The sequence below is a fragment of the Novosphingobium sp. TK71 genome, from assembly GCF_055361505.1.
Genome location: NZ_CM143962.1, coordinates 1,227,853 through 1,253,786 on the forward strand (window position 1 = coordinate 1,227,853; position 25,934 = coordinate 1,253,786).

20 protein-coding genes and 3 tRNA genes are annotated in these 25,934 nt (G+C 63.5%); 17 read left to right on the forward strand and 6 right to left on the reverse strand.

Going from position 1 to position 25,934, the window contains the following annotated elements:
• Nucleotides 1-2 precede the first annotated feature (2 nt).
• Both ACXJ16_RS05575 and ACXJ16_RS05580 read left to right on the forward strand, forming a co-directional pair.
• On the forward strand, nt 3-782 hold the full coding sequence (locus tag ACXJ16_RS05575) for a MauE/DoxX family redox-associated membrane protein (RefSeq protein WP_054435669.1): 780 nt from the start codon (nt 3-5) through the stop codon (nt 780-782).
• A gap of 42 nt (nt 783-824) precedes the next feature.
• Entirely contained in the window at nt 825-2,075 is a 1,251-nt protein-coding gene (locus tag ACXJ16_RS05580; RefSeq protein WP_324694988.1) for an alkaline phosphatase family protein, read from the forward strand.
• 4 nt (nt 2,076-2,079) lie between these two features.
• On the opposite strand, the gene ACXJ16_RS05585 is transcribed toward ACXJ16_RS05580, so the two are convergent.
• Together ACXJ16_RS05585 and mutL are read right to left on the reverse strand one after the other, a co-directional pair.
• Nucleotides 2,080-2,574: a hypothetical protein gene (locus ACXJ16_RS05585; protein ID WP_324694987.1), complete on the reverse strand. Its 495-nt coding sequence runs from the start codon at nt 2,572-2,574 to the stop codon at nt 2,080-2,082.
• A complete protein-coding gene (mutL, locus tag ACXJ16_RS05590; RefSeq protein ID WP_324694985.1) occupies nt 2,571-4,397 on the reverse strand; it encodes a DNA mismatch repair endonuclease MutL in 1,827 nt (608 codons plus the stop codon). Before mutL ends, ACXJ16_RS05585 begins: the two co-directional genes overlap by 4 nt.
• A gap of 261 nt (nt 4,398-4,658) precedes the next feature.
• Here mutL and ACXJ16_RS05595 point away from each other — a divergent pair, with 261 nt between their 5' ends.
• The 8 genes from ACXJ16_RS05595 (at nt 4,659) to ACXJ16_RS05630 (ending at nt 10,884) form a co-directional block, all read left to right on the forward strand.
• Nucleotides 4,659-5,705: a rod shape-determining protein gene (locus ACXJ16_RS05595; RefSeq protein ID WP_132468775.1), complete on the forward strand. Its 1,047-nt coding sequence runs from the start codon at nt 4,659-4,661 to the stop codon at nt 5,703-5,705.
• 135 nt (nt 5,706-5,840) lie between these two features.
• Entirely contained in the window at nt 5,841-6,728 is an 888-nt protein-coding gene (locus tag ACXJ16_RS05600) for a rod shape-determining protein MreC (RefSeq protein WP_054435675.1), read from the forward strand.
• Entirely contained in the window at nt 6,728-7,270 is a 543-nt protein-coding gene (locus ACXJ16_RS05605) for a hypothetical protein (RefSeq protein ID WP_054435676.1), read from the forward strand. Before ACXJ16_RS05600 ends, ACXJ16_RS05605 begins: the two co-directional genes overlap by 1 nt.
• Complete coding sequence (gene mrdA / locus ACXJ16_RS05610) at nt 7,267-9,381, forward strand: penicillin-binding protein 2 (protein ID WP_054435678.1); 2,115 nt, start codon at nt 7,267-7,269, stop codon at nt 9,379-9,381. The genes ACXJ16_RS05605 and mrdA overlap by 4 nt, the downstream gene beginning before the upstream one ends.
• Nucleotides 9,381-10,493 carry a rod shape-determining protein RodA gene (gene rodA / locus ACXJ16_RS05615; protein WP_185998785.1) on the forward strand — a complete coding sequence of 371 codons (1,113 nt, stop codon included), beginning with the start codon at nt 9,381-9,383 and terminating at the stop codon, nt 10,491-10,493. Before mrdA ends, rodA begins: the two co-directional genes overlap by 1 nt.
• A gap of 111 nt (nt 10,494-10,604) precedes the next feature.
• Nucleotides 10,605-10,680: transfer RNA gene (locus ACXJ16_RS05620), tRNA-Lys, on the forward strand.
• A gap of 24 nt (nt 10,681-10,704) precedes the next feature.
• Nucleotides 10,705-10,780 (forward strand) — tRNA-Lys (locus ACXJ16_RS05625).
• A 28-nt stretch (nt 10,781-10,808) separates the two neighbouring features.
• Nucleotides 10,809-10,884: transfer RNA gene (locus ACXJ16_RS05630), tRNA-Lys, on the forward strand.
• A 620-nt stretch (nt 10,885-11,504) separates the two neighbouring features.
• Here ACXJ16_RS05630 and ACXJ16_RS05635 read toward each other — a convergent pair.
• From ACXJ16_RS05635 to ACXJ16_RS05645, 3 genes are all read right to left on the reverse strand, one after another.
• Nucleotides 11,505-11,846, reverse strand: coding sequence for a PilZ domain-containing protein (locus tag ACXJ16_RS05635; RefSeq protein ID WP_463921762.1), 342 nt, complete (start codon nt 11,844-11,846; stop codon nt 11,505-11,507).
• Between the two features lie 255 nt (nt 11,847-12,101).
• Nucleotides 12,102-16,358 (reverse strand): translocation/assembly module TamB domain-containing protein, encoded by a 4,257-nt coding sequence (locus tag ACXJ16_RS05640; protein WP_463921564.1) that lies wholly within the window; start codon nt 16,356-16,358, stop codon nt 12,102-12,104.
• Nucleotides 16,358-18,670, reverse strand: coding sequence for an autotransporter assembly complex protein TamA (locus tag ACXJ16_RS05645; protein WP_324699034.1), 2,313 nt, complete (start codon nt 18,668-18,670; stop codon nt 16,358-16,360). Before ACXJ16_RS05645 ends, ACXJ16_RS05640 begins: the two co-directional genes overlap by 1 nt.
• Before the next feature lie 137 nt (nt 18,671-18,807).
• On the opposite strand from ACXJ16_RS05645, the gene ACXJ16_RS05650 reads away from it, so the two are divergent.
• Nucleotides 18,808-19,857, forward strand: coding sequence for a YihY/virulence factor BrkB family protein (locus ACXJ16_RS05650; RefSeq protein WP_324694976.1), 1,050 nt, complete (start codon nt 18,808-18,810; stop codon nt 19,855-19,857).
• 12 nt (nt 19,858-19,869) lie between these two features.
• Here ACXJ16_RS05650 and ACXJ16_RS05655 read toward each other — a convergent pair whose 3' ends face one another.
• On the reverse strand, nt 19,870-20,649 hold the full coding sequence (locus ACXJ16_RS05655) for a kinase (RefSeq protein ID WP_324694974.1): 780 nt from the start codon (nt 20,647-20,649) through the stop codon (nt 19,870-19,872).
• Nucleotides 20,650-20,965: 316 nt separating this feature from the next.
• On the opposite strand from ACXJ16_RS05655, the gene ACXJ16_RS05660 reads away from it, so the two are divergent.
• From ACXJ16_RS05660 to ACXJ16_RS05685, 6 genes are all read left to right on the forward strand, one after another.
• Nucleotides 20,966-21,793 carry a coniferyl-alcohol dehydrogenase gene (locus ACXJ16_RS05660; protein ID WP_054435691.1) on the forward strand — a complete coding sequence of 276 codons (828 nt, stop codon included), beginning with the start codon at nt 20,966-20,968 and terminating at the stop codon, nt 21,791-21,793.
• Nucleotides 21,794-21,917: 124 nt separating this feature from the next.
• Nucleotides 21,918-22,721 carry a crotonase/enoyl-CoA hydratase family protein gene (locus ACXJ16_RS05665; RefSeq protein ID WP_185997471.1) on the forward strand — a complete coding sequence of 268 codons (804 nt, stop codon included), beginning with the start codon at nt 21,918-21,920 and terminating at the stop codon, nt 22,719-22,721.
• A gap of 58 nt (nt 22,722-22,779) precedes the next feature.
• A complete protein-coding gene (ribB, locus tag ACXJ16_RS05670; RefSeq protein ID WP_132468773.1) occupies nt 22,780-24,087 on the forward strand; it encodes a 3,4-dihydroxy-2-butanone-4-phosphate synthase in 1,308 nt (435 codons plus the stop codon).
• A gap of 1 nt (nt 24,088) precedes the next feature.
• Entirely contained in the window at nt 24,089-24,511 is a 423-nt protein-coding gene (gene ribH, locus ACXJ16_RS05675) for a 6,7-dimethyl-8-ribityllumazine synthase (protein WP_185997472.1), read from the forward strand.
• A gap of 465 nt (nt 24,512-24,976) precedes the next feature.
• Nucleotides 24,977-25,141 (forward strand): hypothetical protein, encoded by a 165-nt coding sequence (locus ACXJ16_RS05680; protein ID WP_463921565.1) that lies wholly within the window; start codon nt 24,977-24,979, stop codon nt 25,139-25,141.
• Between the two features lie 219 nt (nt 25,142-25,360).
• Entirely contained in the window at nt 25,361-25,927 is a 567-nt protein-coding gene (locus ACXJ16_RS05685) for a MarR family transcriptional regulator (RefSeq protein ID WP_463921566.1), read from the forward strand.
• Nucleotides 25,928-25,934: the final 7 nt, after the last annotated feature.

Here is a 25,934-nt window from a genome sequence, read left to right on the forward strand (position 1 = left end):
CCATGATACATGACCAGACGCTCGACCAGGCCACCGAAAGTTCAAAAGCCAAGAAGGCCGTGCTCTACCGCATGGTCATGGACAAGCACACCTGCCCCTGGGGCCTCAAGTCGAAGTACCTGCTCGAAAGGCTCGGCTACGAGGTCGAGGACCACTGGTTGACGACCCGCGAGCAAGTGGACGCCTTCAAGGCCCGGCATGGGGTGACCACTACACCCCAGACCTTCATCGGCGGTAAGCGGATCGGCGGCCATTCCGACCTTCGCGCCCATTTCGGCCTGAGGCTCCAGGACCCGAAAGCGACGAGCTATCGCCCCGTGCTTGCGGTATTTGCCACCGGGGCCGGACTTGCGCTTGCAGCAAGCTGGGCGGCATTCGGCACGCCGTTCACGCTGCGGGCGGCGGAATGGTTCGTTTCCATGACGATGATGCTGCTCGCCATGCTGAAGCTGCAGGACGTCGAACAATTCTCGACCATGTTCCTGGGCTATGACCTGCTGGCCAAACGCTTCGTGCCCTATGCCTATGCCTATCCGGTGCTGGAATGGACGGCGGGCGCGCTCATGACCGCCCATGCCCTGCCCTGGCTCTCGATCCCGATCGGCCTCGCGATCGGCGGTATCGGCGGCATTTCGGTTTTCTACGCTGTCTATATCCAGAAGCGGGAACTCAAGTGCGCCTGCGTCGGCGGTTCCGGCGCGGTTCCACTCGGCTTCGTCTCGCTTACCGAGAACCTGTTCATGGTGGCCATGGGGCTGTGGATGCTGGCGCGGATGATATAACACGACATCGACCTGTCACGGAACGCGGGTTAGAGGGCAGGCATGAAAAGACTCGTCGCACTGCTGCTGGGCACTTTTGCCGTACTTGCCTCACCCGCGTCCGCCAGACCGGCGAAAGACCGCCGCGATCCGGTCGTCATTCTCGTCTCGATCGATGGATTCCGTGCAGACTATCTCGACCGCGGCATAACCCCGAGCCTCTCGAAGCTTGCGGCCAGCGGCATCAGTGCCGCCATGCGCCCCTCGTTTCCTAGCAAGACCTTCCCCAATCACTGGGCCCTGGTGACAGGCAAGGTGCCGGACCACAACGGCATCATCGCCAACAGCTTCGAAGATCCGGCACATCCCGGCCAGAAGTTCACGATGTCGAGCGACGAGCCTTATTGGTGGGATGAGGCCGAGCCGATCTGGGTCACTGCCGAAAAGGCCGGAATCCGCACCGCAACGATGTTCTGGCCCGGCTCGAACGTAGCCTGGGGCGGAACCCTTGTTACGGAACCCTGGAAACAGATCACCGGCGGCACCCGGCCAAGCGACTGGCAGCAGTTCAACCAGGCGGCGAGCCCGGTCCAGCGGGTTAACGCGGTGCTGGACTGGTTGCGGCGTCCCGCCGCCATCCGGCCCCGACTGGTGACGCTCTATTTCGACGATGTAGACACGGCCGGGCATCGCTTCGGCCCCGACGATCCCCGCACGAATGCCGCGATAGCGGAAATCGACCGCGATATCGGCGCGCTCGTCGCTGGCCTGCGCGAACTCGGGCAGCGGGCGAACCTCATCGTTGTGGCCGATCACGGCATGGCCTCGGTTTCCAGCGAACGTACCATCCCGCTGGACGCCGTTGCCGATCCCGCGCTTTACAAGCTGGGAGAAACCGGGCCGTTCGCCGCGCTTGCGCCAACGCCGGGCAACGAAGCCGCGCTTGCCGCAGCGCTGCTGAAAGCACATGACCACATGCAGTGCTGGCGCAAGCAGGACATTCCGGCTCGGCTGCGATATGGCACAAATCCTCGGATCGCGCCGTTCTTCTGCCTAGCCGAAACCGGCTGGCAGATCAGCGCGAAGCTGCCTGCGAAAGCCTCCACCGGCGGCACTCACGGTTATGACAATGCCGCACCGGAAATGGCCGCGCTGTTCATTGCCAGCGGGCCGGACTTCGCGAAGCGCGGCAAATTGGCGCCGTTCGACAATGTCGACGTTGCCCCGCTGCTGCGTGACCTCCTCAAATTGCCGCAGGCGAGCGACGGCGACGGCAACGATGCACCGTTCCGCAATATCGTGAAGCAGCGTTAGGTACTCAGCCCCGGCAGGAAACCTCGCCCTCGGCCATGAAGGCAACGCGTTCCTGTGCGTCATGAAGAATGAGCTTTGCCGGCCAGTGCATCGTGTCCGATCCGCTGCCCTTGCCGGGCAGGCTCACGAGATCGACCCAACTGGCCAGACCGACGTAAGTGGAGCGTGCATTGCCCGGAAGCTGCGCGCTCTCGACCTTGGCAGCGTAGCGCTTGAGGTCTCCTGCGATGCGCATGAAGCCCTCTTCCTCGTTGGCGATGAAGATCGGGTCCTTCTGGTCCGGCTTGCGGAAAGCGCAGCCGGGTTTGTCTAGACCGTAGCGGGCCACGTCGATCTCGGTGATCGGCCGGGGAATGATCGGCTTGAACGGCTCCTTGCTCATCCGTTCGACCTTCGCGATATCCTGCGCATCCTCCGCCGTCTGCCCCCCCGGATCTTCCTGCCCGCAGGCGGAGAGAAGAGTGACGACGGCCAGCCCAAGGATCGCATTTTTCATCATTTTCGCCCGAAGAGTTTCTCAATGTCCTGATGGGCAAGTTTAACCCACGTGGGGCGGCCATGGTTGCATTGGCCCGAACGCGGGGTGCGCTCCATTTCGCGCAGCAGCGCGTTCATTTCGGCGACAGAAAGCGAACGGCCCGCGCGGACCGATCCGTGGCAGGCCATCGTCGCGAGCACGAGATCCAGCTTCTCGCCAAGCAGCAACGCATCGCCGTTCTTGGCAAGATCGTCGGCAATATCGCGCACGAGCGCGAAGACATCGGACTTGCCCAGCACCGAGGGCACCGCGCGCACCAGCATCGCGCAAGGGCCGAAACGCTCGAGCACGAGTCCGAACCGGGCGAGATCGGCGATCTTGTCGTCCAGCGCATCGCACGCCGCTTCCTCAAGCTCGACCACTTCGGGCAGCAGCAGGGCCTGAGACCGCACCATCGCGTCCTCCGCACCGGCGGCCTTGAGCCGTTCGAGCACGAGGCGCTCGTGCGCGGCGTGCTGATCGACGATGACGAGGCCGTCGTCCGCTTCGGCCACGATATAAGTGCCGGCCACCTGCCCCCGGGCCACACCCAGCGGATAGCGCAGCGCATCCTCCGGTTCGTCGGGCACGGGTTCTGCGCGTCCGGACGGCTGGGCCATCACTTCAGCCTCATAGGAACGCCAGACTTCCCCTGCTTCACCGACGCGCGAAGGCGCCGGGCGGAAATCGGAGCGGGATTGCGGCGTCGAATACTCGCGGGCGAAGAGAGAACCCAGCGCCGGCGCAGGTGCAGGCGCTACAGGTTCGACCTGCCACATCCCCATCGCCGCGACCGAGGCGGGCTGCGCACTCTTCTGACCCGAAGATTCCAGCGCATGGCGCAACGCGCCGACCAGGAAACCGCGCACAAAGGCGGGATCGCGAAAACGAACCTCGGTCTTCGCGGGATGGACGTTGACGTCCACGTCCTCGGGCGGAATCTCCAGGAACAGCGCGAGCACCGCATGGCGATCGCGCGCCAGCATGTCGGAATAGGCGCCGCGCACCGCCCCTACCAGAAGGCGGTCCTTCACCGGGCGGCCGTTGACGAAAAGGTACTGGTGATCGGCAACGCCGCGATTGTAGGTCGGCAAGCCCGCCACCCCGGTGAGCCGGGCAGTGCCGCGCTCGGCTTCGATCAGGACACCGTCTTCCGCCAGTTCACGCGCAACGAGACGGGCCACGCGCGCCGCCAGTTCCTCGCGCGGCTGCACCGCGATAACGCGGCGGCCGTCATGTTCCAGCACGAACCCGATGTCAGGTCGCGCCATGGCCAGGCGCCGCACGACATCCTGGCATGCCGCATATTCGGAACGCGGCGAGCGCAGGAACTTGCGCCGGGCGGGCACTTTGCCGAACAGATCCTCAACGCGGATTCGCGTGCCGGGCGGCAATGCAGCGGGACCGTCGGCGGCGACCAGTCCGTGGTCAACCACACGCTTCCAGCCTTCCGCCGCCTCATGCGGGCGACTTTCGATGGTCAGCCGCGCAACCGATCCGATCGAGGGCAATGCCTCGCCGCGAAAGCCGAGCGTGGCGACCAGTTCGATATGCTCGTCAGGCAGCTTGGAGGTCGCGTGGCGCTCCAGCGCCAGGGCGATCTGTTCCGGCTCCATGCCGCAGCCGTCGTCGGTCACCTCGATCAGGTCGAGGCCGCCCGAGGAGATCCTAACGGTGATTTGCGTGGAGCCCGCATCCACCGCATTCTCGACAAGCTCCTTGAGCGCGGAAGCCGGACGCTCCACCACTTCTCCCGCAGCGATGCGGTTTACGAGGTGTTCGGGAAGGCGACGGATGGTTGGCATGCAGGGTCTCTTGTCCGGTTGCGCGCAAAGCGTCAAACCGCCGGCGGACGGGCGATCTCGCCACAATCTCGATTTGTTCGAAAGACTAGCGACGAAACGCGTGGAATTCGAGACAGGCTCCGTACGATTCCCCCATGAAATCGACACAAATTTTTGGCGTTTCCCGAATCGATGGGCTAAGGGGACCGTTCCCATGCCAACCTGCCTGTCGCTCCACGGGAAATTCCTGTGGCAAGCAACCGGAAAGACAACGGATTACTGATGGCCTCGCCCTTCTCGCGATTCTTCAAACTCGGCTCACAGAACATGGCGATCGATCTTGGGACCGCCAATACGCTCGTCTACGTTCAGGACCGCGGAATCGTGCTGAACGAACCTTCGGTGGTGGCGATCGAAACGCTTAACGGCGTCAAGAAGGTCAAGGCCGTCGGTGATGACGCCAAGATGATGATGGGCAAGACCCCCGACAACATCGAGGCCATCCGCCCGCTGCGCGACGGCGTCATCGCCGACATCGAAATCGCGGAAGAAATGATCAAGCATTTCATCCGCAAGGTGCACGGCAAGAAGAACCTGTTCCGCTATCCGGAAATCGTGATCTGCGTTCCCTCGGGCTCGACCTCGGTCGAACGCCGCGCCATCCGCGATGCTGCCTCGAACGCCGGCGCCAGCCAGGTCTACCTGATCCTCGAACCGATGGCCGCGGCGATCGGCGCCGACATGCCGGTTACCGAACCGGTGGGTTCGATGGTTGTCGACATCGGCGGCGGCACCACCGAAGTCGCCGTGCTTTCGCTGCGCGGTCTCGCCTACACCACTTCGGTCCGTGTCGGCGGTGACAAGATGGACGAATCGATCGTCTCCTACGTCCGCCGCCACCACAATCTCCTGATCGGGGATGCCACGGCCGAACGCATCAAGAAGGACTACGGCATTGCCGTCATGCCTGCAGACGGCATCGGCGAAACGATCCACATCAAGGGCCGCGACCTTGTGAACGGCGTCCCGAAGGAGATCACCATCTCCCAGGCAAACGTCGCTGAGGCACTGGCCGAACCGATCGGCGCCATCGTCGAAGGCGTCCGCATCGCACTTGAAAACACCGCGCCGGAACTCGCCGCTGACATCGTTGACCAGGGCATTGTGCTCACCGGCGGCGGCGCGCTGATCCAGGGCCTCGATGATTACCTGCGCGAAGAAACCGGCCTGCCGGTCAGCGTCGCCGAAGATCCGCTGTCCTGCGTCGCACTCGGCACCGGCCGTGCGATGGAAGATCCGATCTATCGCGGCGTGTTGATGTCCGCCTGATCGAGTTCGGGGTGGCAGCGGCCCTACGGTCCGCCACCCCGCTGATGTCCCGGCGGTATTGCCGCCGGTCTTGAGGTTCGAGCGGCCCTTGCACGTGAAGTGGCAGGGCCGCCACTACGAAGGAGTGCATGGCGCATGGCGCCGCCAGCAAACAGGCGCTCCAGCTATTCGCGCAGAGCGCAATACACCACCTTCCTGAGCTACACCGCAGGCGTCCTGGGCGCCGTGGTCGGGCTGGGACTCGTGGTCGTCTCACTCGTCAACCCCGATGCCTTTTCAGCGCTGCGCGGCCTTGCCGACGATGCGTCGGAGCCGGCTGCGCAGGTTTCCGCGCAAGGGCGCGACATGGGTCGGGACGCCTGGGCCACGGCCACGGGCTTCCTCCATTCGGGGAGCGAACACGCACGCCTCAAGCGCGAACTTGCCGAAGCCAAGGTCCGCCTGTTCGAGGCAGCGGCCACGAAAGCCGAGAACCAGCGCCTCAAGGATCTGATGAATCTGTCCGAGAAGGACGGCGGCGCCGTGACCTTTTCTCGGCTGACCTCGTCCACCAGCGCCAGTTCGCGCCGCTACGCCACACTCGGCGCCGGGGCGGACCGCAATGTGGCCAAGGGCATGCCCGTAAGATCGCAGATGGGTCTCGTCGGCCGGGTTCTCGAAGTGGGCACCTCCAGTGCCCGCGTCCTGCTGGTGACGGATAGCGAAAGCGTCGTGCCGGTTCGCCGGGCGACCGACGGCGTTGCCGCCTTCGCTCAGGGCAACGGCGATGGCACACTGCGCATCCGGCTCATCAACCTTGGCATCAATCCGCTCAGGAAGGGTGATGTCCTCGTGACCTCAGGCTCGGGCGGACTTTACCGTCCCGGAACGCCGATCGCCATCGTGACGGAACTGATCCGCGACGGCGCCACTGCTCGCGTGCTCAGCAATCCTTCCGACACCGATTACGTCATGGTCGAGAAGAGTTGGTCTCCCCCGCCGCCCCCACCCCCTGCAAACGACGGTACGGTCAAGAAGCCTTGATGTTTTCCCGCAACGGCCCCCGCTCCCGCCAGCGCATAAATCACGCGCCATCGCGGCTGCTGGCTCGCGGCTTTCCCTGGCTGACGATCATGCTCGGATCGCTGGTCCCCGGCTGGTTCATGATCGCCTCCGCGCCGGTCATGCCCCCGCTGGGGTTCCTCGTCTATCTCGGCTGGCGTCAACTTCGCCCGGGCCTGCTGCCGATCTGGGCCGGGCTGCCGCTGGGCCTGTTCGATGATCTGTTTTCCGGACAGCCGTTCGGCTGCGCAGTCCTGCTATGGTCGCTCACCGCCATCGCGCTGGAAATCGTCGAAGCGCGCCTGCCTTGGCGAAACTTCGTCACGGAATGGCTCATGGCCATGGGCCTCATCGTCGCCTATATTCTGCTGAGCCTCGCCCTTGCGAACATCGCAGGCGCTGCTTCCCCTCTTCAAGTCATCGTGCCGCAGGTCGTCATCTCCGTGCTTTCCTATCCCCTCGTCGGCCGTATCGTGGCCATGTTGGACCGGCTCCGGCTTACGCCGATCGTACTCCTGCGATGAAGATCAGCTTCAAGCGGTTCTTTCCGCAACGCCATGTCAGTGCGGGCACGCTGCGAAACAGCTTCGACCGGCGCAGCATCGTGCTGGGTACCATGCAGGGCGGAATCGGCGTCCTGCTCGCCACCCGCCTCGGTTATCTCGCGGTCGCGCAGAACGCCAAATACGAGCTCGAAGCTGAAAGCAACCGGGTCAACCTCTCGCTGATCCCACCGCGTCGCGGCTGGATTCTCGATCGCGCCGGCACGCCGCTCGCCTCCAACCGGGCCGACTTCCGGGTCGACCTGATTCCCGAGCGCCTGCAGGATATCCCGCATACTATCCAGACCCTGGGCAAGTTGCTGAACCTGTCCCCGATCGCGCTTCAGGATCTTGAGGACAAGCTCGACAAGGCACGGGGCTTCGCCCCGGTCGAAGTCGCCAGCGGGCTGGACTGGGAGCGTTTTGCCGCCGTCAGCGTGCGGCTGCCCGATCTGCCGGGCGTCGTCACCCAGCGCGGCTTTTCCCGCTTTTACCCTCTGGGGCCATCGGTCGGCCACCTCATCGGCTATGTCGGTCCGGCCTCCGCCGAGGAGTACGAGAAAGACCATGATCCGGTCCTCATCACGCCCGGCTACAAGGTGGGCAAGGACGCGCTCGAGAAATTCTACGAGAAGGATCTGCGCGGCAAACCCGGCGCCCGGCGTGTGGAGGTCACTGCCTCGGGCCGGATCGTGCGCGATCTCGATACCCGAGAGGACGTTCCCGGAAAGACGCTGAAGCTCACGATCGACGCCGGTATCCAGGAATATGCCTCGCGCCGGATCGGCCCCGAATCGGCGGCAGTGGTGGTGATGGATTGCCAGACGGGCGATATTCTCGCGATGTGCTCGATGCCCAGCTTCGATCCCAACAGCTTCTCGGACGGCATCGGCCGCCTCGAATGGAAGATGCTGTCCGACGACGACCATGTGCCGCTGCGCAACAAGGTTCTGCGCGGGCTCTATCCGCCCGGTTCGACGGTAAAGCCGATGGTAGCGCTGTCCTTCATGGAAGCCGGGCTCGATCCCAAGGAATCGGTATTCTGCGGCGGCGGCCTGCGGGTGGGCAACCGCGTGTTCCACTGCTGGAACCGGCGCGGGCATGGCCAGGTCAACATGGCCAAGGGCATCTACCAGAGCTGCGACGTCTACTTCTACCATTTCGCCCAGCGCATGGGGATGGACCCGATCGCGGCGATGGCGAGCCGGCTGGGCCTTGGCCACGATTTCCCGCTGCCGGTATCCGGCCAGTCGTACGGCACCGTGCCCAATCCGGCGTGGAAACTGAAGAAATACGGCAAGGAATGGCAGACCTTCGACACGGTCAACGCCACGATCGGCCAAGGCTACTTCCTGGTGAACCCGCTGCAGCAGGCCATTCAGGCAGCCCGCATCGCCACGGGCCGCGTCATCATGCCGCGCCTCGTTCACGGGCATGAGCACGAAGTCGCCCCATCACTGGGCATTCCCGACGACCACCTCGCCTATGTCCGGCAGGCCATGTCGGATGTCGCCAACGGCCCCGGCTCCGCCCGCCACGCGGCCCTGCCCTTCCCCGATATCAAGCTCGCCGGCAAGACCGGCACGGCGCAAGTCGTCGGCCTCAACATCGGCAACGGCAAGGGCGGCTTGTGGAAGCACCGCGACCACGGCCATTTCATCTGCTTCGCGCCGGTCGACAATCCGCGCTATGCCTGCTCCGTCGTGGTCGAACATGGCGGCGGCTCAGGCGCGGCCTATCCGATCGCGCGCGACGTGCTGACTTACGTCTTCGACAAGCAGAAGGGCATGGATATCCTGACCGAGCTTGAGAAGAAGTGGGGCGGAACCCCTACAGAACGCCTGGATGCGCGCTACCGCACCTATTCCGCGCAATATGGCGTCGGCGCCCCGGCTGTTTCGGCCGAGGAGGAGAATCGCAAGCTCCAGGGCGCCGAATCGGGTCAGGACCCGGCGCAGCCTATCGTCAACGAAGCCCAGGCCCCGGCACCGGAGCCCGGCTCCAACGATCCGCCTCCTGCCGCACCGCCTGCAAGCGCGCCGTCGCCGGCTACCACGACCGCCCCGCAAACCGGACCGGGAGGCACGCAGTGATCAGCCGCTCCATCGTACCGGAAGCCATCGCGCGCCAGCCCTGGCACATGCTGATCCCCCTGATGGGACTGGTATCGCTGGGCGCTGCAGTGCTTTATTCGGCGGCAGGCGGCAGCCTCCAGCCTTATGCGCTCAGCCATGTGATGCGCTTCCTGATCTTCCTGGTCATGGCAATCGTCATTTCCCGGTTCAGCCGCGATTTCTTCAGAACGGTGGCCTATCCGGTCTACGGCGCGATCGTCCTGCTGCTCGTGCTGGTCGAGGCTATCGGCGCCGTGGGCGGCGGCAGCCAGCGCTGGCTCAACCTGGGCTTCATGACCCTTCAGCCTTCCGAACTCATGAAGCCCGCCATCGTGCTCGTGCTTGCGCGTTTCTACGAAACGCTTCCGCATGCAATGACGGCAAGCTGGCGCGGACTGGTTCCGGCGGGTGTCCTGATCGGAATTCCAGCGCTTTTCGTGATGATCCAGCCAGATCTCGGCACGGCCCTGGCGATCTGCTTCGGCGGCGTGGTGACAATGTTCCTTGCGGGACTGCCGATCTCCTGGTTCCTCGGGGCCGGCCTGACCGGCGCCATCGCCGCGCCGATCGCATTCTTCACCCTGCTCCACGACTATCAGCGCAACCGCGTGCTCGTGTTCCTCGACCCCGAAAGCGATCCGCTCGGCACCGGCTATCACATCACCCAGTCCAAGATCGCCATCGGCTCGGGCGGCCTGTTCGGCAAGGGGTTCGGCAATGGCACGCAGAGCCATCTGCAATACCTCCCCGAATCGCATACCGACTTCGTCTTCGCCACGATGGCCGAGGAATGGGGCATGGCCGGAGGGCTGTTCGTGCTCTTCGTCTTCGCCGTGGTGCTGTCATGGGGTCTGCGCGTCGCGCGAAGTGCACCGGATCGCTTCTCCAGCCTGCTGGCGGCGGGGATGTCGGCCACGATCTTCTTCTATGTGGCGATCAACCTGATGATGGTCATGGGGCTGGCCCCGGTCGTCGGAATCCCGCTTCCCTTCATGAGCCACGGCGGCACCTCCATGCTTACCAACATGATCTGCCTCGGCACACTTATGGCGGTGAACCGCTGGAATCGGCGCCCCGGTTCAATCTTGTAAAATTCTTGAATTTTCCCCTTCCCATCCTGAAAACACACGCTATAGGGGCCTCTCCGCCGCCGGATGGTCGGGCTCGCAAGGCCTGACACGGCAGCCCAGGTCAGGGTATGTGGACGCATAGCTCAGTTGGTAGAGCAGCTGACTCTTAATCAGCGGGTCCTTGGTTCGAGCCCAAGTGCGTCCACCATCCCTGTCCAGCACGGAAACGTGTGGACGCATAGCTCAGTTGGTAGAGCAGCTGACTCTTAATCAGCGGGTCCTTGGTTCGAGCCCAAGTGCGTCCACCATTTCCATTACCTTGCGCGGAAAACGCGTGGACGCATAGCTCAGTTGGTAGAGCAGCTGACTCTTAATCAGCGGGTCCTTGGTTCGAGCCCAAGTGCGTCCACCATTTCCTTCCCCTGCAGTCCGGACACAGTCCCCGCTTCAACGCGCGGTGCCTTCCAGGCCCCTCTCCCCGAATCATTCAGTCAGCCGGGTCAGCACCCGCGAGACTTGTCGTGGTCATTGTGGCTGCTCCCGTTCCCATGGCCCTTATCCGGGCGGCCATTACCCCAATGGTATTTATCTCTGCCCTTGAGCGGGCCGGGACGGAACGGGGATTTCCCGAATCGTTCCTGCGCATAGGACGATTTCCTGAAGGTGCTCCCATAAGCCTTGGTGCCGGCATTGGCCTGGGCCGATGCCGACAGCGCAAGGCCCACGGCCATTGCAGCGATCACTGTTTTCTTCATTGCGGTCCCTATCGAAGGATGATGGACACCGGCCAGGCGGGGGCATCCCACGAGGCCGGAATACCATTATCGGCAGGGCATGGTTTCATCGCGCTTTCGGAAGAACCCTTAGAAGACCGCATAACGCCGGCTTAACGATACCCGGAACCCGCGCGCGAATCAGCGCCGCTGAGCTGCCTTTACGGCAAGCTTCCTGGTAAATGGCCGCATTTCCGGCCGGGATGGAAACAGGGACATCGGCCTTCACCGCCCTTTCGCGAAGCGATGCTTCCCCGGATCAGAACCCTTCCGACAGGGTATCCTTGCGCGCACCGCGGATACCGTATGCCTTGTCGAGATCCCCGATCACGCGGTTGCCCAGAGGCGAAAGGAACTCGATGCCGACACGGCTCTCGCGAATCCAGCGGACATGCGCAGGGATCGCCTTGAGGTGCGCGATGCGCAGCGCCACGCTCTGGCCCGGCTCGAAATCTTCCGCGTTGCCGACAATGCAGCACCCGCCCTCGGAAATGTCGGACAGTTCCACAGCGAAGACGTGCCAGCTCGACTTGCGGCACCTCGCGCGTAGCAGGACTTCATGACGCTCGCTGAGCCTGTCGCAAAAACCTTCCGTCCGCATCACCGCCCCTGATCCTACCGATGGAGCGGATCACTAGCAGCGACAGGTAAATCTACGGTTGCGATACAGGAACTGGCCGAGGCGAAGCGCCGGCTTCTCCGGGCGGAGTTCCGGTACCCGCTATCTGGGCATCGATATCCTTCGCGGTCTCGCCGATCTTCTTGCTGGCGGTCTCATACCGCTCATCGAAACTCGGCTCCCGGTGGCAGGCGGAAAGCGCCAGGATCGCCACCAGGAGAAGGCTGCAACGGCGCATCAATAATCCTTCTTGATGCGCACGTTGAGGCTGTTGACGCCCGATCCGCCAGCCTGGCTCAGAACCGACAGCCACTTGGTCACGCTGACTTCGAGCTGCGTGGCGGTGAAGCCGCGCGCGTCAGTGATAAGCTCCACGTAGATGTCATCGGTGAGGTACTGGCCTGCCGCCAGCGCCGTCCCGCGTCCGCTCGCCTCGTCGGGGCTGAGAATCCGCAGCCGGTCGATCCCCGCCGCAGACCGCAACTTGCCGAGCGGGTTGATCCCGCCGCCGGTGGCCCGCAACGAATTGAGCGACGATGCAAGCTGCACCGCCTGGATCGCGGAGAGGTTCGCGATCGAACTGCCGAACAGGATGCGCGAAAGAACCTCGTCATCAGGCAGGCTGGGATCGGAACTGAAATCGATCTGCGGATTGTAAGCCCGGCCGCTGACTGAAACGGTCACGTCGATATCGTCGATCGTCTCTGTGGCGGTGATGGCAACGGTGGGGTCGATCGTCTGACCGCCGTTGAACGAGATGAGACCGTCGGAAAGTTCGAAGGAACGACCCGCGAAACCCAGAGTACCGCGCACGAGCTTGACCTCGCCCGCCATGCTCGGCGCCGAACTGGTTCCGCTCAGGCGGAAATCTGCGCTCCACTCGGATTCCAGCCCCATGCCCGAGACATAAAGCTTTTCGGGCGCCTTGAGATGAAGATCCAGCCGGACCGAGGAAAACGCGCTCGACATCGGCACGGCGGGCTCGTCGCCGGTAACGCGCATCGGGCCGGAACGCGGCTTGAAGCGCACCCCGGTGAGATGCGGCACTTCGACAGCGCCCTGGCGGACGATCTCGTAACGGGTTTCGGGAAGCCGCAAGTCACCGCTCAGAAGCGGTGTCTCGCCCGCACGCTTGGTGAGGTTGAGCGTGCCCGTCGCACTGGCGGAAAGAGAATCGCTGCGCGCCAACCTTGCCCGGTCGAGCTTGACGTCGAGATCCATCGGATAACCGGCATCCGCCGCCAGGCTGAGACGACCGCTCGCGCTGACCGTGCCGCTGCCGGCATTGGCGTTGAGCGAGGTCAGTTCGAAGGAGTTGCCGTTGAACTTGCCGTCCAGCGTCATGTTGCTGAGCCGGGTTCCATAGGCCTGATATTCGTAAGTAAGATCCTTGCCCTTCACCAGGCCGGTTATGCAGGGATCGGTAAGGCGGCAGGAGAAATCCGCCGCCACGCCAACCGATCCGGTGAGCGTCTGCCCCGGCTGTCCCGCGAAAGAAAACAGCGTGTCGGCAGGACCGTTGTAGCGGATGCCACCACCCAGCGGCGCCTGGAACAGGCGTGTGCTCCACGCCCCCTCGCCCGGCGGCAACGGTCGCAGGCTGGCGACCATGCGGCCGATCACGCTGCCCTGCTTGCGGAACACCGCCCTCGCCTCGCCGCCATCGGGCAGGAGCTTGCCAACGAAGTTGATGTCGACCGGCTGGCTTACCGTGCTCGAACTGGTGCGGGTGAAATTCACAAGGCTCATGCGTGCGTCGGCGCGCGGGAAGGCCGTGGAACTGGCCTGTTCGAAATCGAAGCTGCCGCTGGCCTTGCCGCCCAGGCCATAGCCGGGAACGAATGCATTGATGAGCCCGACATCGACGTTCTCAAGCCGGCTCTGGATTTTCATGCCGGCGCCGTAAGTACCGGCGACCTTTGCCGTGCCCTGTCCGAAACCTATGGTGGTGGGCAGGAGTTCGTAGCCGCCGTCCTTGGGCAGAATCCGTGCCGGAGACTGCGTCTTGAGGGTAAGGCCGCGTACCTTGCCCTCCAGCGCCACGCGCCAGAGTTCAGGGGCAAGATCGGCGTTAAGCGCGACCCGGAACGGAACGCCGCTGACGCCTTCCACAAGACCCTTCGCCTTGCCGCGCCCATCGCGATAATCCACGAGGACACGCGCCGCAGCGAGATTGAAGGCGCCGATGGTCGTGCCTGCAATCTGCGCATCGGCGACGACTGCAGGCTGGTCATACAGCACGGCGCGGCCGTCGATGATCGCTGAACCGATCGTGAGATTGGCGGGTCCAGCGAAGACCGCATCCTTGGCGCGCAAGTTGAAGTCGACAGCCTGGTACTTGCCCTCGGCGTCCAGCCTCAGCGCACCGCCGATGCCGTTGCCCTTGGCGGTCAATTCGCCCGCGAACGGGCCGGAGGCGGTCTGCACCATTCGCCCAGCGAAATCGACGCCCGAAAGGTTGGCGCTGTTGATGTCTACCGCCATCTGCTTGCCGAGCCCCAGCGAGACATCGGCCTTGAGCGGGCCGTAATCGGTGTCCCCGGTCATGTCGAAACGATAGCCGCCACGAATGCCGGTGATCCGTGCATCGAGGTTGGCAAGACCGATACCGAGGCCCGGACGTTCCGCCGTGACATGCGCATCGGGGTTTGCGATCGTGCCCGTCACGCGCACGCCGATAGCGCCGTAACGGGTGGAACTGCCACGCGCGGCCAGCGATATGCGGCCATTGGGCGACCAGCTTCCCTGCCCGCCCTGGACCTTGAGTTCGGGCGCGTTGAGCTGCAGCGAGGAAAAGCGCACGACGCCGTCCGGCCCATAATGAACGCGTGAGGATGCCGCGAAATTGCCGCCCAGATAGGTCTGGAGGCTCTCGTTCAGAAGCTTGGTCGAACGCGCACGCACGGTCCCGTCCAGCGCGAAGCCACTGCCTTCGCTCTTCAGGTCCATGTTGGTGCGGATGTTGAAGATGCCGACGCTGTCCAGCCGGTAATTGTCGATCTTGCCGTCAATGGCGCCGGTGTAGAAACCCTTGGCGACGTCCGCCACCAGGATCAGCCCGGCATCGATACGATCGGATTTCAGCCGCATGTTGTCCGACAGCACGCGCGTCCCGTCGATGGCGAGATCGCCGTTCAGCGTGACGTTGGCGAGCGAACCGCCTGCAACCGTGTCCAGCCCCGTCACCCGCTGCACGCGTGCGGACACCGGGATCAGAATCTTGTCGGCATCCACGCGCGCCGCGCCGCTGGCGGATAGGCTCTCGAGCCCCATGTCGTTCATGACCACGCGGGCGGCATTGATGCGATAGGCAACCTTCGGCGTGGTGAACGCACCGTCAAGCGCGAGGGCCGCGGTCAGGCCCGAACCGCTGAGGTTCGGCGCCAGCGCTGCCGGCTTGAGCAGGGCGAAGTTCAGCTTCAGGTCCTGGAAACTGTTGTTGGAAAGGTCGATCACCCCGTCCGGGGTCAGCGTGAAGGCATCGCTCCAGACCCTACCGGTCAGCGTCGCGCGCCGTTCGGCCAATGCCGCCGTTACATCGAGGTTGGTGATCGGGCCAAGCAGGCTTGCGGTCGGCCCCGTGAGCAGCCGCGCGACACGCGTTGGCCCCTTGATCGCGAATGTTCCGTTCCGCGCGGTCAGCGCCAGCCGGGCCAGTTCGCCATCACCGAGATCGGCATCGAATTGGCCGTTCCACGCCTTCCAGTCGCCCTTGCCGCCCAGCTTGAGCCGCAGCGGCTGCTTGAGCCCGCCGAGAGCGGCGATGACCCCACCGGTCGGGGCATCAAGGTCAACGTCGATCGCCAGCCGGTTCTTGGCGGGCACCGCGTCTAGCAGCAGGTTGAAGCGGTCCCCGCCTTCCTTGCCCTCGATCGCAATCGTGCCGCCCCTGGCCGAAACTTGCGCGCGGCCATCGGAAATGTGCGCCTTCCCGTCGATGGTGACGATACGGCGATTGCCGGAAACCGACGGCTCCGAAATGAAGCGGTCGATCCGCAACACGCCCACGTCCACGTCAAGGTCGGGCAGCAGCGGTTCGTTGCTGGGCGGGGTCGGCTTGAACTTGGGGACACGCCGCAGGATCATCCGCTGCGCCGTGGCGCTGCGCACGTCCACATGGTTTTCGAGATAGGCGAAGGGGCGCCAGTCCACATCGATTTCCGGCGAAAACAGGAATTCGCCCTGCGGATCGCTGACGGAAAGATCGTGCAAGGTCATGCGCTTGTAGAGCGAACCCTCGATCCTGCCGACCTTGATCCTCATGCCGTTCTGGAACTGCAGCCCCGCGATCTGTTCTGCCACGAAACGGTGACCCGGCCCGGTATCGATGCCGAAGATGACCGCCGCGACCAATACGATCACGCCGAGCACCAGCCCGACCACCGTCTTGAGCACGCGAATGCGCAGGCGGCGCCCGAGCGTGGGACGCGGCTTGCCGTTCTCGACCGGCGCTTCGGGCTCGTCGGCCGGGATCATGGTGTCTTCTTCCGACATCAGAATGCCTGCCCAATCGAAACGTAGAGGTTGAAGCGCGATTCACCCGGTTGCCGGGCAATCGGAGTCGCGATGTCGAGGCGCACGGGGCCGAAGTTGGTGTAGAAACGGCCGCCAAGACCCACGCCGTAGCGCAAGTTGTTGAACTGCGGCATCGTCTCCCGATAGGCCTGCCCCGCGTCGACGAATGCCACCACGCCGTAATTGCCGAAGCGATAGCGCGCCTCGACCGAACCTTCGTTGAGACTGCGCCCACCTACGGCGGTACCGTCTGCCGCCTGTTCGCCAAGCGCCTGGTAGGCATAGCCGCGAACGGAGCCACCGCCGCCTGCATAAAGCCTGCGTGACGGCGCAATGTCGAACAGGCCAGCGCCCTGGATCGTACCGAAGCGCACACGGCCGGCGAGAACGAGGCTGTCCGTCACCGGGTAATAGGCCGAAGCATCTACCCGCGCGCGGACATAGGGGTCAAAGCCGTTGCGCACGGTGGCTTCGGGCTGGATCAGCGTGGTCAGGCGGTAACCCTTGGTCGGATCGAGCAGGCTGTCCGTCTGGTCGAGCCCGATTTGGCCGTTCACGCCTGCGACGTAATAGAGCTTGCGGTCGCGGTTGCCGGTCGTGCGATTATAGTCGGTTTCCGCCGTTCCCAGCATTTCGATGCCGAACGCGTAAGTATACTTCTTTTGCCAGATCGGCGTGGAATCGCGCGCGATACGCGCTGCGATGCGGCCGGTGTAGGCACTGTAGGCGTCGTAGTCGTTGTGGAAGGCCTCGGCCACCAGTTCGAACGTCCGGTCTCGCTTGCCCGAATTGGAACGACGGAAGGTCACGCCCGCGCCCTGCTGCCGGGTACCGGCTATGGCCTTGGCGATCAGCGCGCCTTCCGGCGGGAACATGTTGCGATGTGTCCAGGTTGCCTGGGCGGTGATGCCCTCGCCCGTGGCATAGCCCAGAGAACCGGCGATCGTGCGTGGCGGCCCGGCATCCTGCTGGACGTTCAGCGTCACGTATTCCGTACCGTCGCCAACTGCCTCGCCGGTCTTGCGCGGCTCGACCGAAACGGTGGAGAACAGGCTCGTCGCCACCAGCGCCTTGCGCAGGTCGTCCACCTTTCGGCTGTCATAAAGTTCGCCGCGCTTGAAACGGGCGAGTACGCCAACATGTTCGGCATCAAAGGCCAGGTCGCCCGAAGTGGTGAAACCGCCGAACCGACCGCGCGGGCCGACGTCGACAGGCAGCGTGTAGACGCCGTCGGCGCTTTCCTGATCGAGCAGGATGTCACGGTCACCCACCTTGGCGAAGGCATAGCCGTTTTCAGGCAGCGCCAACGCGACTTGCGCTTCGGCACCCTGAACGCGCTGGGCGACGATCGGCTCACCGACCTTGATGGAAAGGTTCCGGGCGATCAGGTCCGCCGGCACTGTCGGATCGGCCTTCACCACGATATCGGAGAAAGTATAGCGCTTACCCGGTGCCACCGAAACGACCGCGACCAGCCCGCCTTCGGCCGCCGGTTCGATGCGGGTGTTCACCACGGGCGAATACCAGCCCTCGGACGCCAGCACGGTCTGCATCAGCGCGCTGTCTTCGGTGAGCCGGGCATTGAGCATCGCCACGTTCGCCGCCTTGCCGCCGCCCTTCTTCAGGGCGGAAAGCGACCGGAACTCGCTGCGCATGTCCGTTTCGGTCTCGTCGTCAGCGGTCGCCAGCCCGTCGATCCGGGTTTCGTAAGCGACTTCGACGTCCTTGGTATCTTCTTTCTTTTCCGCGAACTGGACTGGCGTCACCTCGAACTGGTCGATCGCGGGCAGCGGCGCGTTCAGTTCAGCATCGCGAACCGGCGCATCGCCGATCTCCTCGGTCGTATCGCCATCCGACAGGGCCGGATTGCCGAGCGGAGCAGACTGGCCTTCCTGTGGCTTGGCACCGGTCTGTTCGCTCGCCATCCGGCGCTCGAACGCCTCGATCGATTCCAGCGGCTTGTCGAGTTCCGAATCGTCCTGCGGATCCAGCCTGGGGATCGCCTTGTTGAATTCGTCATCGGGGATGATCGTCTTCACTTCCGGCAGCGGCAGGTTTGCAGGCGGAGCCGGCACGACGATCTTGCCGGCCTGAACCCCGTCATCCTCGATCGCCGGGGACGCAGCAGGCGAGGCCGGAGCGGGCGCTGCAGCTTGCGGCTGCACGGCGCTACTTTCCTGCGCATGCACAGGCGCTGCCGACAGGGCCAGCAGGATGGAAATGGTGGCAAGTCCCGCACCGTCGCGCAGCGAAAGGGAACAAGCCGGCTTCTGAGAGATTAGCCAAGGCATGAGCAGCGCGATGTAACACCCCCTGTCGAGTATGGGCAACAGGCCCCCTCGTGGATTACCCTATCGCATTGCAACAGCGAAAGTTCCCTGTCGCAAGTGGGTTTGTAATGAAATCTGATGAAGGATCACCGACGTCAATGCCGGAGACCACCGGAGACACTCTTCACATCGGATCCCTGGCAGGAACCGACGCCAACGCACCGTGGCAAATCCCCGGTTCCGCCTGGCTGAAAATCGTCAAGCGGGTCTACCGCATGAGCGGCTTTCACGAACTGGGCCTGCTTTCCGCAGGCCTTGCCTTCTACTGCTTTCTCGCATTGACGCCGCTGATCGGCGCCACGGTGATGATCTACGGCCTAATCGGCGATGTCGCCACCGTGCACGATCAGATGCAGAGCATTGTCGAAGTCGTTCCTCCCGAAGTGGCCCGGATGCTGGAGGAACAGTTGCTCCAGATCGTCACCACCAGCCGAGGCGTAACCGGGTTCGCGCTGTTGATCGCGCTGTTCTTTGCGATATTCGGCGGCATGCGCGCGGCGAACGGTATGATCAGTGCGCTGAATGTCATCAACGAGGAGCGAGAGACCCGCGGAATGATCTCGCTGACCGTGAGGGCTCTCGGCCTCACTGTTTCGGCGATCCTTATCGCGCTGACCGGGGTGCTGTCCGGCGGCGTCTTCGCATGGCTGCAGACGCAGACCAGCGTCTACCTCGGTGATGCGACGGCGATCCTGTTCAAGTGGCTGACCTGGATTTCCGCTGTCGCCCTCGGCAGCGCGGGTTTTGCCCTCATCATGCGATATGGCCCCGACAGACGTCCCGCGAAGTGGCGCTGGCTGGCTCCCGGGTCGCTGCTGGCGACCTTGCTGTGGATCGGGGTATCGTTCGGCTTCTCGCTCTATGTCGCCTATATCAGCGACTACAATGCCACTTACGGGTCGCTGTCGGCCATTGTGGTGTTCCTGATGTGGCTGTTCCTCTCCGCATACGGCGTCCTTCTCGGCGCGCTGGTGAATGCCGAGATCGAGCGCCAGACCTACTGCGATACGACCGTCGGCCCTACCCTCCCGGCCGGGGAACGCGGCGCCGTCCTGGCCGACCTCGTGGACAACCGCGTGCCTTCGATAGGGGATCTTGAGCGCCGCAAGCGCCGCCGTGCGGAGCAGGCGCGCCAGGAAACCGAATAGGGAATCGTCGGGTCAGGCAATCCTGAGCGGGCGCCGCCGGGCGTCGAGTTGGATGACCAGATTGGCGCGAGCCGGCATCTCCGAGAGTATCCAGCGCGTGAGCCGCTCGTAATGGGCGATGAAGCGCGCAATCCGGTCCTCGTCCATGACATGCACGCCCTTGTGCTCCTCTCCGGCAAGGTCGCGCTCCTGTTCCAGTCGCCAGTCGTGGACCACCTCGAATCCCGGCGCGGCAAGCAGGACCAAACGGTCGATCCGCGCGAACAGTCGCTGATAGACGTCGCCCAGCGCATCGTTGACGTAGCGGCGCCATCTGCCATCGCCATCCTCCTTCGCCTCCAGCGCGTTGACCGGGTCGACCAGCGCGCTCGAAGCTTGCGGAAAGGCACCGACGCACCAGCCCTCGAACACCAGCACGTGGCAGCCCGGCTGCACGATAGGCCAGTCCCGCTCGGCCAGCCGGTCGTCACTGGCCTTGTCGAAACGCGGCAGCGCCACCGGAAATCCAATCTCCAGCGCATCAAGAATATCCAGCCCGAGCATGACATCATGCGTGCCCGGAACCCCTCTGGTCGCGAGGAGGGGGTGGACGGCGCGCGACAGTTCCTGCCGCTCCTCGTGCCCAAGATAGAGGTCGTCGAGCGAGAGCGCGGCAGCGGAAAGCCCGGCCTCGCCGCATGCTTCGATCAAAGCGCGCGCGGCAGTCGATTTCCCAGACCCCTGCGCGCCGCAAATACCGATGACCACAGGCCACATCCGCCGACCAGCCAGAGCCGAATGCACCTGCTCCATGATCGCCTCGACAATGGCGGGATCAGGAGAAGGCGCAGGACGATCGGCGCTGCAGTGAAACTTTCGGTCCATCATCTCTTTCCTGCTGCAGCGTGGGGACCTTAGCCGTAGAGAAGCGGGTGCACGATGGCGAGACTTCGCCTCGAACCCGCCGCTCTGCGGCCCGAAATGCCATCGTCCATGCCATCGTCGCGGCGATCAGCCGGAAGGGCTGTTGATGCCTCCCCCTCACTGCGACTAGCTACACCCACAAGAATGCACGCGCGGCCCGATGCGATCCCGCACGCCCGCGATGGGAGAGGGAAAGGACACCGAGATGACCGACGTTCTGGGATATCAAGGCAAGCGGGTAATCGTCAGCGGCTGCTTCTCGGGCATGGGCGAGGCGACGGCAAAGATGCTGGTCGAACTCGGCGCCGAAGTACACGGCTTCGATTTTCGCGAAAGCTCCGTGCCGATGGCCTCGTTCACGCAGATCGACTTGCGCGATCCCGCCACGATCGAAGCCGCGGTTGCCGGCGTGGGCGGCAAGGTAGACGCCCTGTTCAACTGCGCGGGCCTGCCCGGCGGCGGCGGCTTCCCGCCGCTTGACGTCATGAAGGTCAACTTCCTCGGCACTCGCCACCTGACCGATCAGGTCGTTCCGCTGATGGGCGAAGGCGCCGCCGTTGTCTCGATCGCATCGACCGGCGGCCTCGGGTGGAGCCGCCGCATTCCCGTGCATATGCAGCTTCTCACCACGCAGGGATTCGACGCCGGCCTCGCATGGTGTGAAGCCAACCTCGACCAGGTGGCGGAGGGCTATGCCTTCTCGAAGGAAGCTGTCATCGTGTGGACTCAGTTCATGGGCGCGCAGCTCATCAAGAAGGGCATCCGCATCAACTGCTCGCTGCCCTCCCCCACCCAGACGCCGATGATGGCGACCTTCCATGCCACTTCGGGCAAGGACGTCGTGGATGCCGCCGCAGAACCGCTCGGCCGCTACACCACGCCCGAAGAACAGGCCGGCCCGCTGGTGCTGATCAATTCGAATCTCGCAGGCGTCGTCAACGGCATCGTCATGCCGGTGGACGGGGGCTTCATGGGCGGCCTTGCCACCGGGCAGGTCGACATCACCCGGATGATGAGCAAGCAGCCCGCCTGACGCGGCCTGACATCGCCGATTTTGAGAGGGGCCGGACGATATGTCGTCCGGCCCCTTTTTCCTCCCTCTTTTCCCTATGCGTCAACCTGCTAAGGCGTCGGCAAACGGAGAAGGATCAACGCGCATGAACGAAGCGGTACTTTACGAGATCGACGACGAAGGCATCGTCACCCTGACGCTCAACCGCCCCGAACTGCGCAATCCGATTTCCGATCCCGAAGTGATCGAGGGGCTGCTCGGCGCGCTCGAACGGCTCGAAAACGACCCTGCGGCCCGCGTGGCGATCCTTACCGGTGCGGGCAAGGGCTTCTCCTCTGGCGGCAATATCAATGAGATGAAGCCCGGCGGCAACGTCAACGGCGGCGTGCCCACACGCACCCGCCTTAATTACAAACGCGGAATCCAGCGCCTTCCTCTCGCGTTCGCCGCCCTGGAAGTGCCGGTGATCGCCGCCGTCAACGGGGCCGCGGCCGGCGCCGGATGTGATCTTACCTGCATGTGCGACCTTCGCATCGCCGGGGAAAGCGCGCGCTTCGCCGAAAGCTTCGTAAAGATCGGCCTGATCGCCGGTGACGGCGGCTCGTGGCTGCTGCCGCGCGTTATCGGCTGGTCCAAAGCGGCGGAAATGGCGCTTACCGGCGACATGATCGACGCTGCCGAGGCGCTGGCCTGCGGGCTGGTCTCCAAAGTGGTGCCGGATCACCGGTTGATGGACGAAGCCCGTGCACTCGCCCGCCGTATCGCCGCCAATCCGCCCCACGCAGTGCGAATGACCAAGCGTCTGCTCTGGGAAGGCCGCCGCAGCGACCTCGCAACTCTTCTGGAAATGGCCGCCGCCATGCAATCCGCCGCTCACGCGACCGACGATCACGCGGAAGCGGTCGACGCCTTCCTTGAAAAGCGCAAGCCGGCTTTCAAGGGGTCTTGAATTTCGATGTGATCAGTTCATATGGCGATCACATCGAAATGTGAGAATGGATTTCCCCATGGCTGGTAATGTGATCGAACAGGTTCGCAGGCTCGTGAACGAGGGCGGCATGAGCAAGGCCGGCCTCGCCCGAGCCGCCGGACTGCACGCCAACACCCTGCGTGACTGCACCGAGCCCGATTGGAACCCGACCGCCGAGACGCTCACCAAGCTCGAACGCTTCCTGCTTTCGAACGACGACCGTCCGGTCCTCGTTCCGATCGAGGAAATCATCGACGAGGCCCGCAACGGTCGCATGTTCATCCTGGTTGACGACGAGGATCGCGAAAACGAGGGCGACCTCGTGATCCCGGCGCAGATGGCGACGCCCGCGGCCGTGAACTTCATGGCCACTCACGGCCGGGGACTGATCTGCCTCACGCTCACCAGCCAGCGGGTGGAGGAACTCGGCCTTAACCTGATGAGCCAGCACAACGGCACGCGCCACGAAACCGCCTTCACCGTTTCCATCGAGGCCCGCGAAGGCGTGACTACCGGCATTTCGGCGGGCGACCGCGCGCGCACCATCTCGGTCGCGATCGACGGCACCAAGACCAAGGCCGACATCGTCACCCCCGGGCATGTCTTCCCGCTGCGCGCCCGTGACGGCGGCGTGCTCGTGCGCACCGGCCACACCGAGGCGGCTGTCGACATTTCGCGCCTCGCCGGGCTCAATCCTTCGGGCGTGATCTGCGAGATCATGAAGGATGACGGCACCATGGCACGCATGGACGACCTGATCGCCTTTGCCCGCATTCACGACCTCAAGATCGGCACGATCCGCGATCTCATCGCCTATCGCCGCAAGCATGACCGCATGGTCGAGAAGAAGAACGAGATCACTTTCCAGAGCCGCCACGGCGGCCAGTGGCTCGCCCGCAGTTACTACAACAAGGCGACCGGCGAAGAGACCATGGCCCTGATCAAGGGCCGCATCGATCCGAACCAGCCGACCCTGGTGCGAATGCACACCCTTTCGATGTTCGTCGACGTACTGGGCGAAGAATCGACCGATCGCGGCGATCTCCTGCATCGTTCGATGGAAATGATCGCAGAGGAAGGCGCGGGCGTGATCGTCGTCATCAACCGTCAGATGAACAATCCGATCTCGCGCGTCATGGATATCAAGCACCAGTTCCGCGCCGGAGAGAACCCGGACCTTGAGGAACTGCGCGACTATGGCGTAGGAGCCCAGATCCTTGCCGAACTCGGCATCCACGACATGATCCTGCTGACCAACACCCATCACTCGCTCGTCGCACTGGAAGGCTACGGCCTGAACATTGCCGGCGAACGCGCTATCCCCGCCCTTGAAGGAGCGAACTGACATGGCCCGTTTCCTTATCGTCGAAGCCCGCTTCTACGACCATCTGAACGACAAGTTGATTGCCGGCGCCAAGGCGGCGCTCAAGGCGGCAGGCCATACGGCCGATGTCGTGACCGTACCCGGCGCGCTTGAAATCCCCGCCGCGATCTCGCTGGCAGACGCCACGGGCGATTACGAGGGCTACGTCGCCATCGGCGTCGTCATTCGCGGCGAGACCTATCATTTCGAGATCGTCGCCGGTGAATCCGCACGCGGCATCATGGCTCTGACCATGGACGGCATCGCGATCGGCAACGGCATCCTGACCGTCGAGAACGAGGAACAGGCCCTGGTCCGTGCCGAACCGACCCAGAAGGACAAGGGCGGCGAAGCAGCCAAGGCCGCGATCGCCCTCCTCGGCCTGAAGGAAAAGTTCGGGGCCTGACCCCCCGCTCACGCCGAGCATCAAAGGAAGCCCTGCATCCGGCATTTGTCCGGATGCAGGGTTTTTTCGTTTCAACGAGGAAAGGTCGCGCGACAAGAGGCGGAAATACCATTTATCGGATCGCACAAATCCACGCAAAATCGCCTGAAATCAATGCAGATATCACGCATTAATTCTGTAAATTACGTATATACACCTATAACCATGAAGTCTTATCGACGAATTCCCCCTTCGTCGCCGTTTATTTACGGAATACAACTTGTCCACATTTCGGACAGAGCCAACACCCCTGTTCCAAAGCGATGAAAATTCTGTAATTGATGGCGCAATTCGTCCGATATTGATCGTATTCGGATGGATTATATAACCTCATCTCGCACCTCTAACGGGGCGGGTCGCAATCACGGATCCAGGACAACAGGATCCAGGCGGGACCAAGGTCTTTGCCTGCCGGAGAACCATACGATGAACAGGGAAGCAAAAGTGCAGCGACTGATCGGAGAACTTGTCGCCAGGCTCGACGAGCTTGACCAGATCGGGGAACTCATCGCCGCCGCTCATCTCCAGGCGGCCATCGACTGCCTGCGCAAGCCCCTCAAAGAGGAAGAAGATCGCTCCAAAGCGGAGTAAGCTGAACAAGACGCCTTCGCCGTACTGTGGTTATCCCTATTCCAGTTCGTGAAGAGATTCATCGTCCTGACCCGTACCTGGAATTCTCATCCAAAGATCCGGTACAATAAGATGGACCATTTCACGATCTTGGGGAGTAATCGCTGTGAATAGCTTCGTGCGCGCACAATTCCGGGCGCACGATGCTTTTGGCAGCCTTGGCACTGGCGAAACTAGGTTATGGAGAAGACCGATCAGTTGATGCGCAGCCGGGCGAAGGCCATTCGCCTAATCGGCATTGCGAACGAACTTCTCGCCATGGCACGCGAACTCGAAATCGGACAAAGCCCGGCCGCCGATCTGGCCGGATTCGACGCCTTGGTGGAGGATCGGGAAGGCTCGAAGACCTCCGCCAGCCAGGACCACCCGATCTGGGTGGAACTGGCACGCCAGACTTATGACGACCGCCGGCGGCGAACCAAGATCTTCCAGTCGGAAGAACTGTTTGGCGAACCGGCCTGGGATATCCTGCTGGACCTCTTCATCGCCGCCAAGGAACGGCGCCGGGTTTCCGTGACAAGCGCCTGCATCGGCTCTGCGGTTCCCTCAACAACGGCCCTGCGCTGGATCACGACCCTCGAAAAACAGGGCCTGCTCGTCCGCGAAGCCGATCCGGGCGATGCGCGGCGTGTCTACGTAAAGCTGAGTGCGCGCGGCTATGCCGCCATGCTCGAATACTTCGCCTCCTCGTCCCGCTCCGTCGTCCTGCTCGACGATCCCCGCCCAGGGATCTCGGCCGCGCGATAGGCGCCTG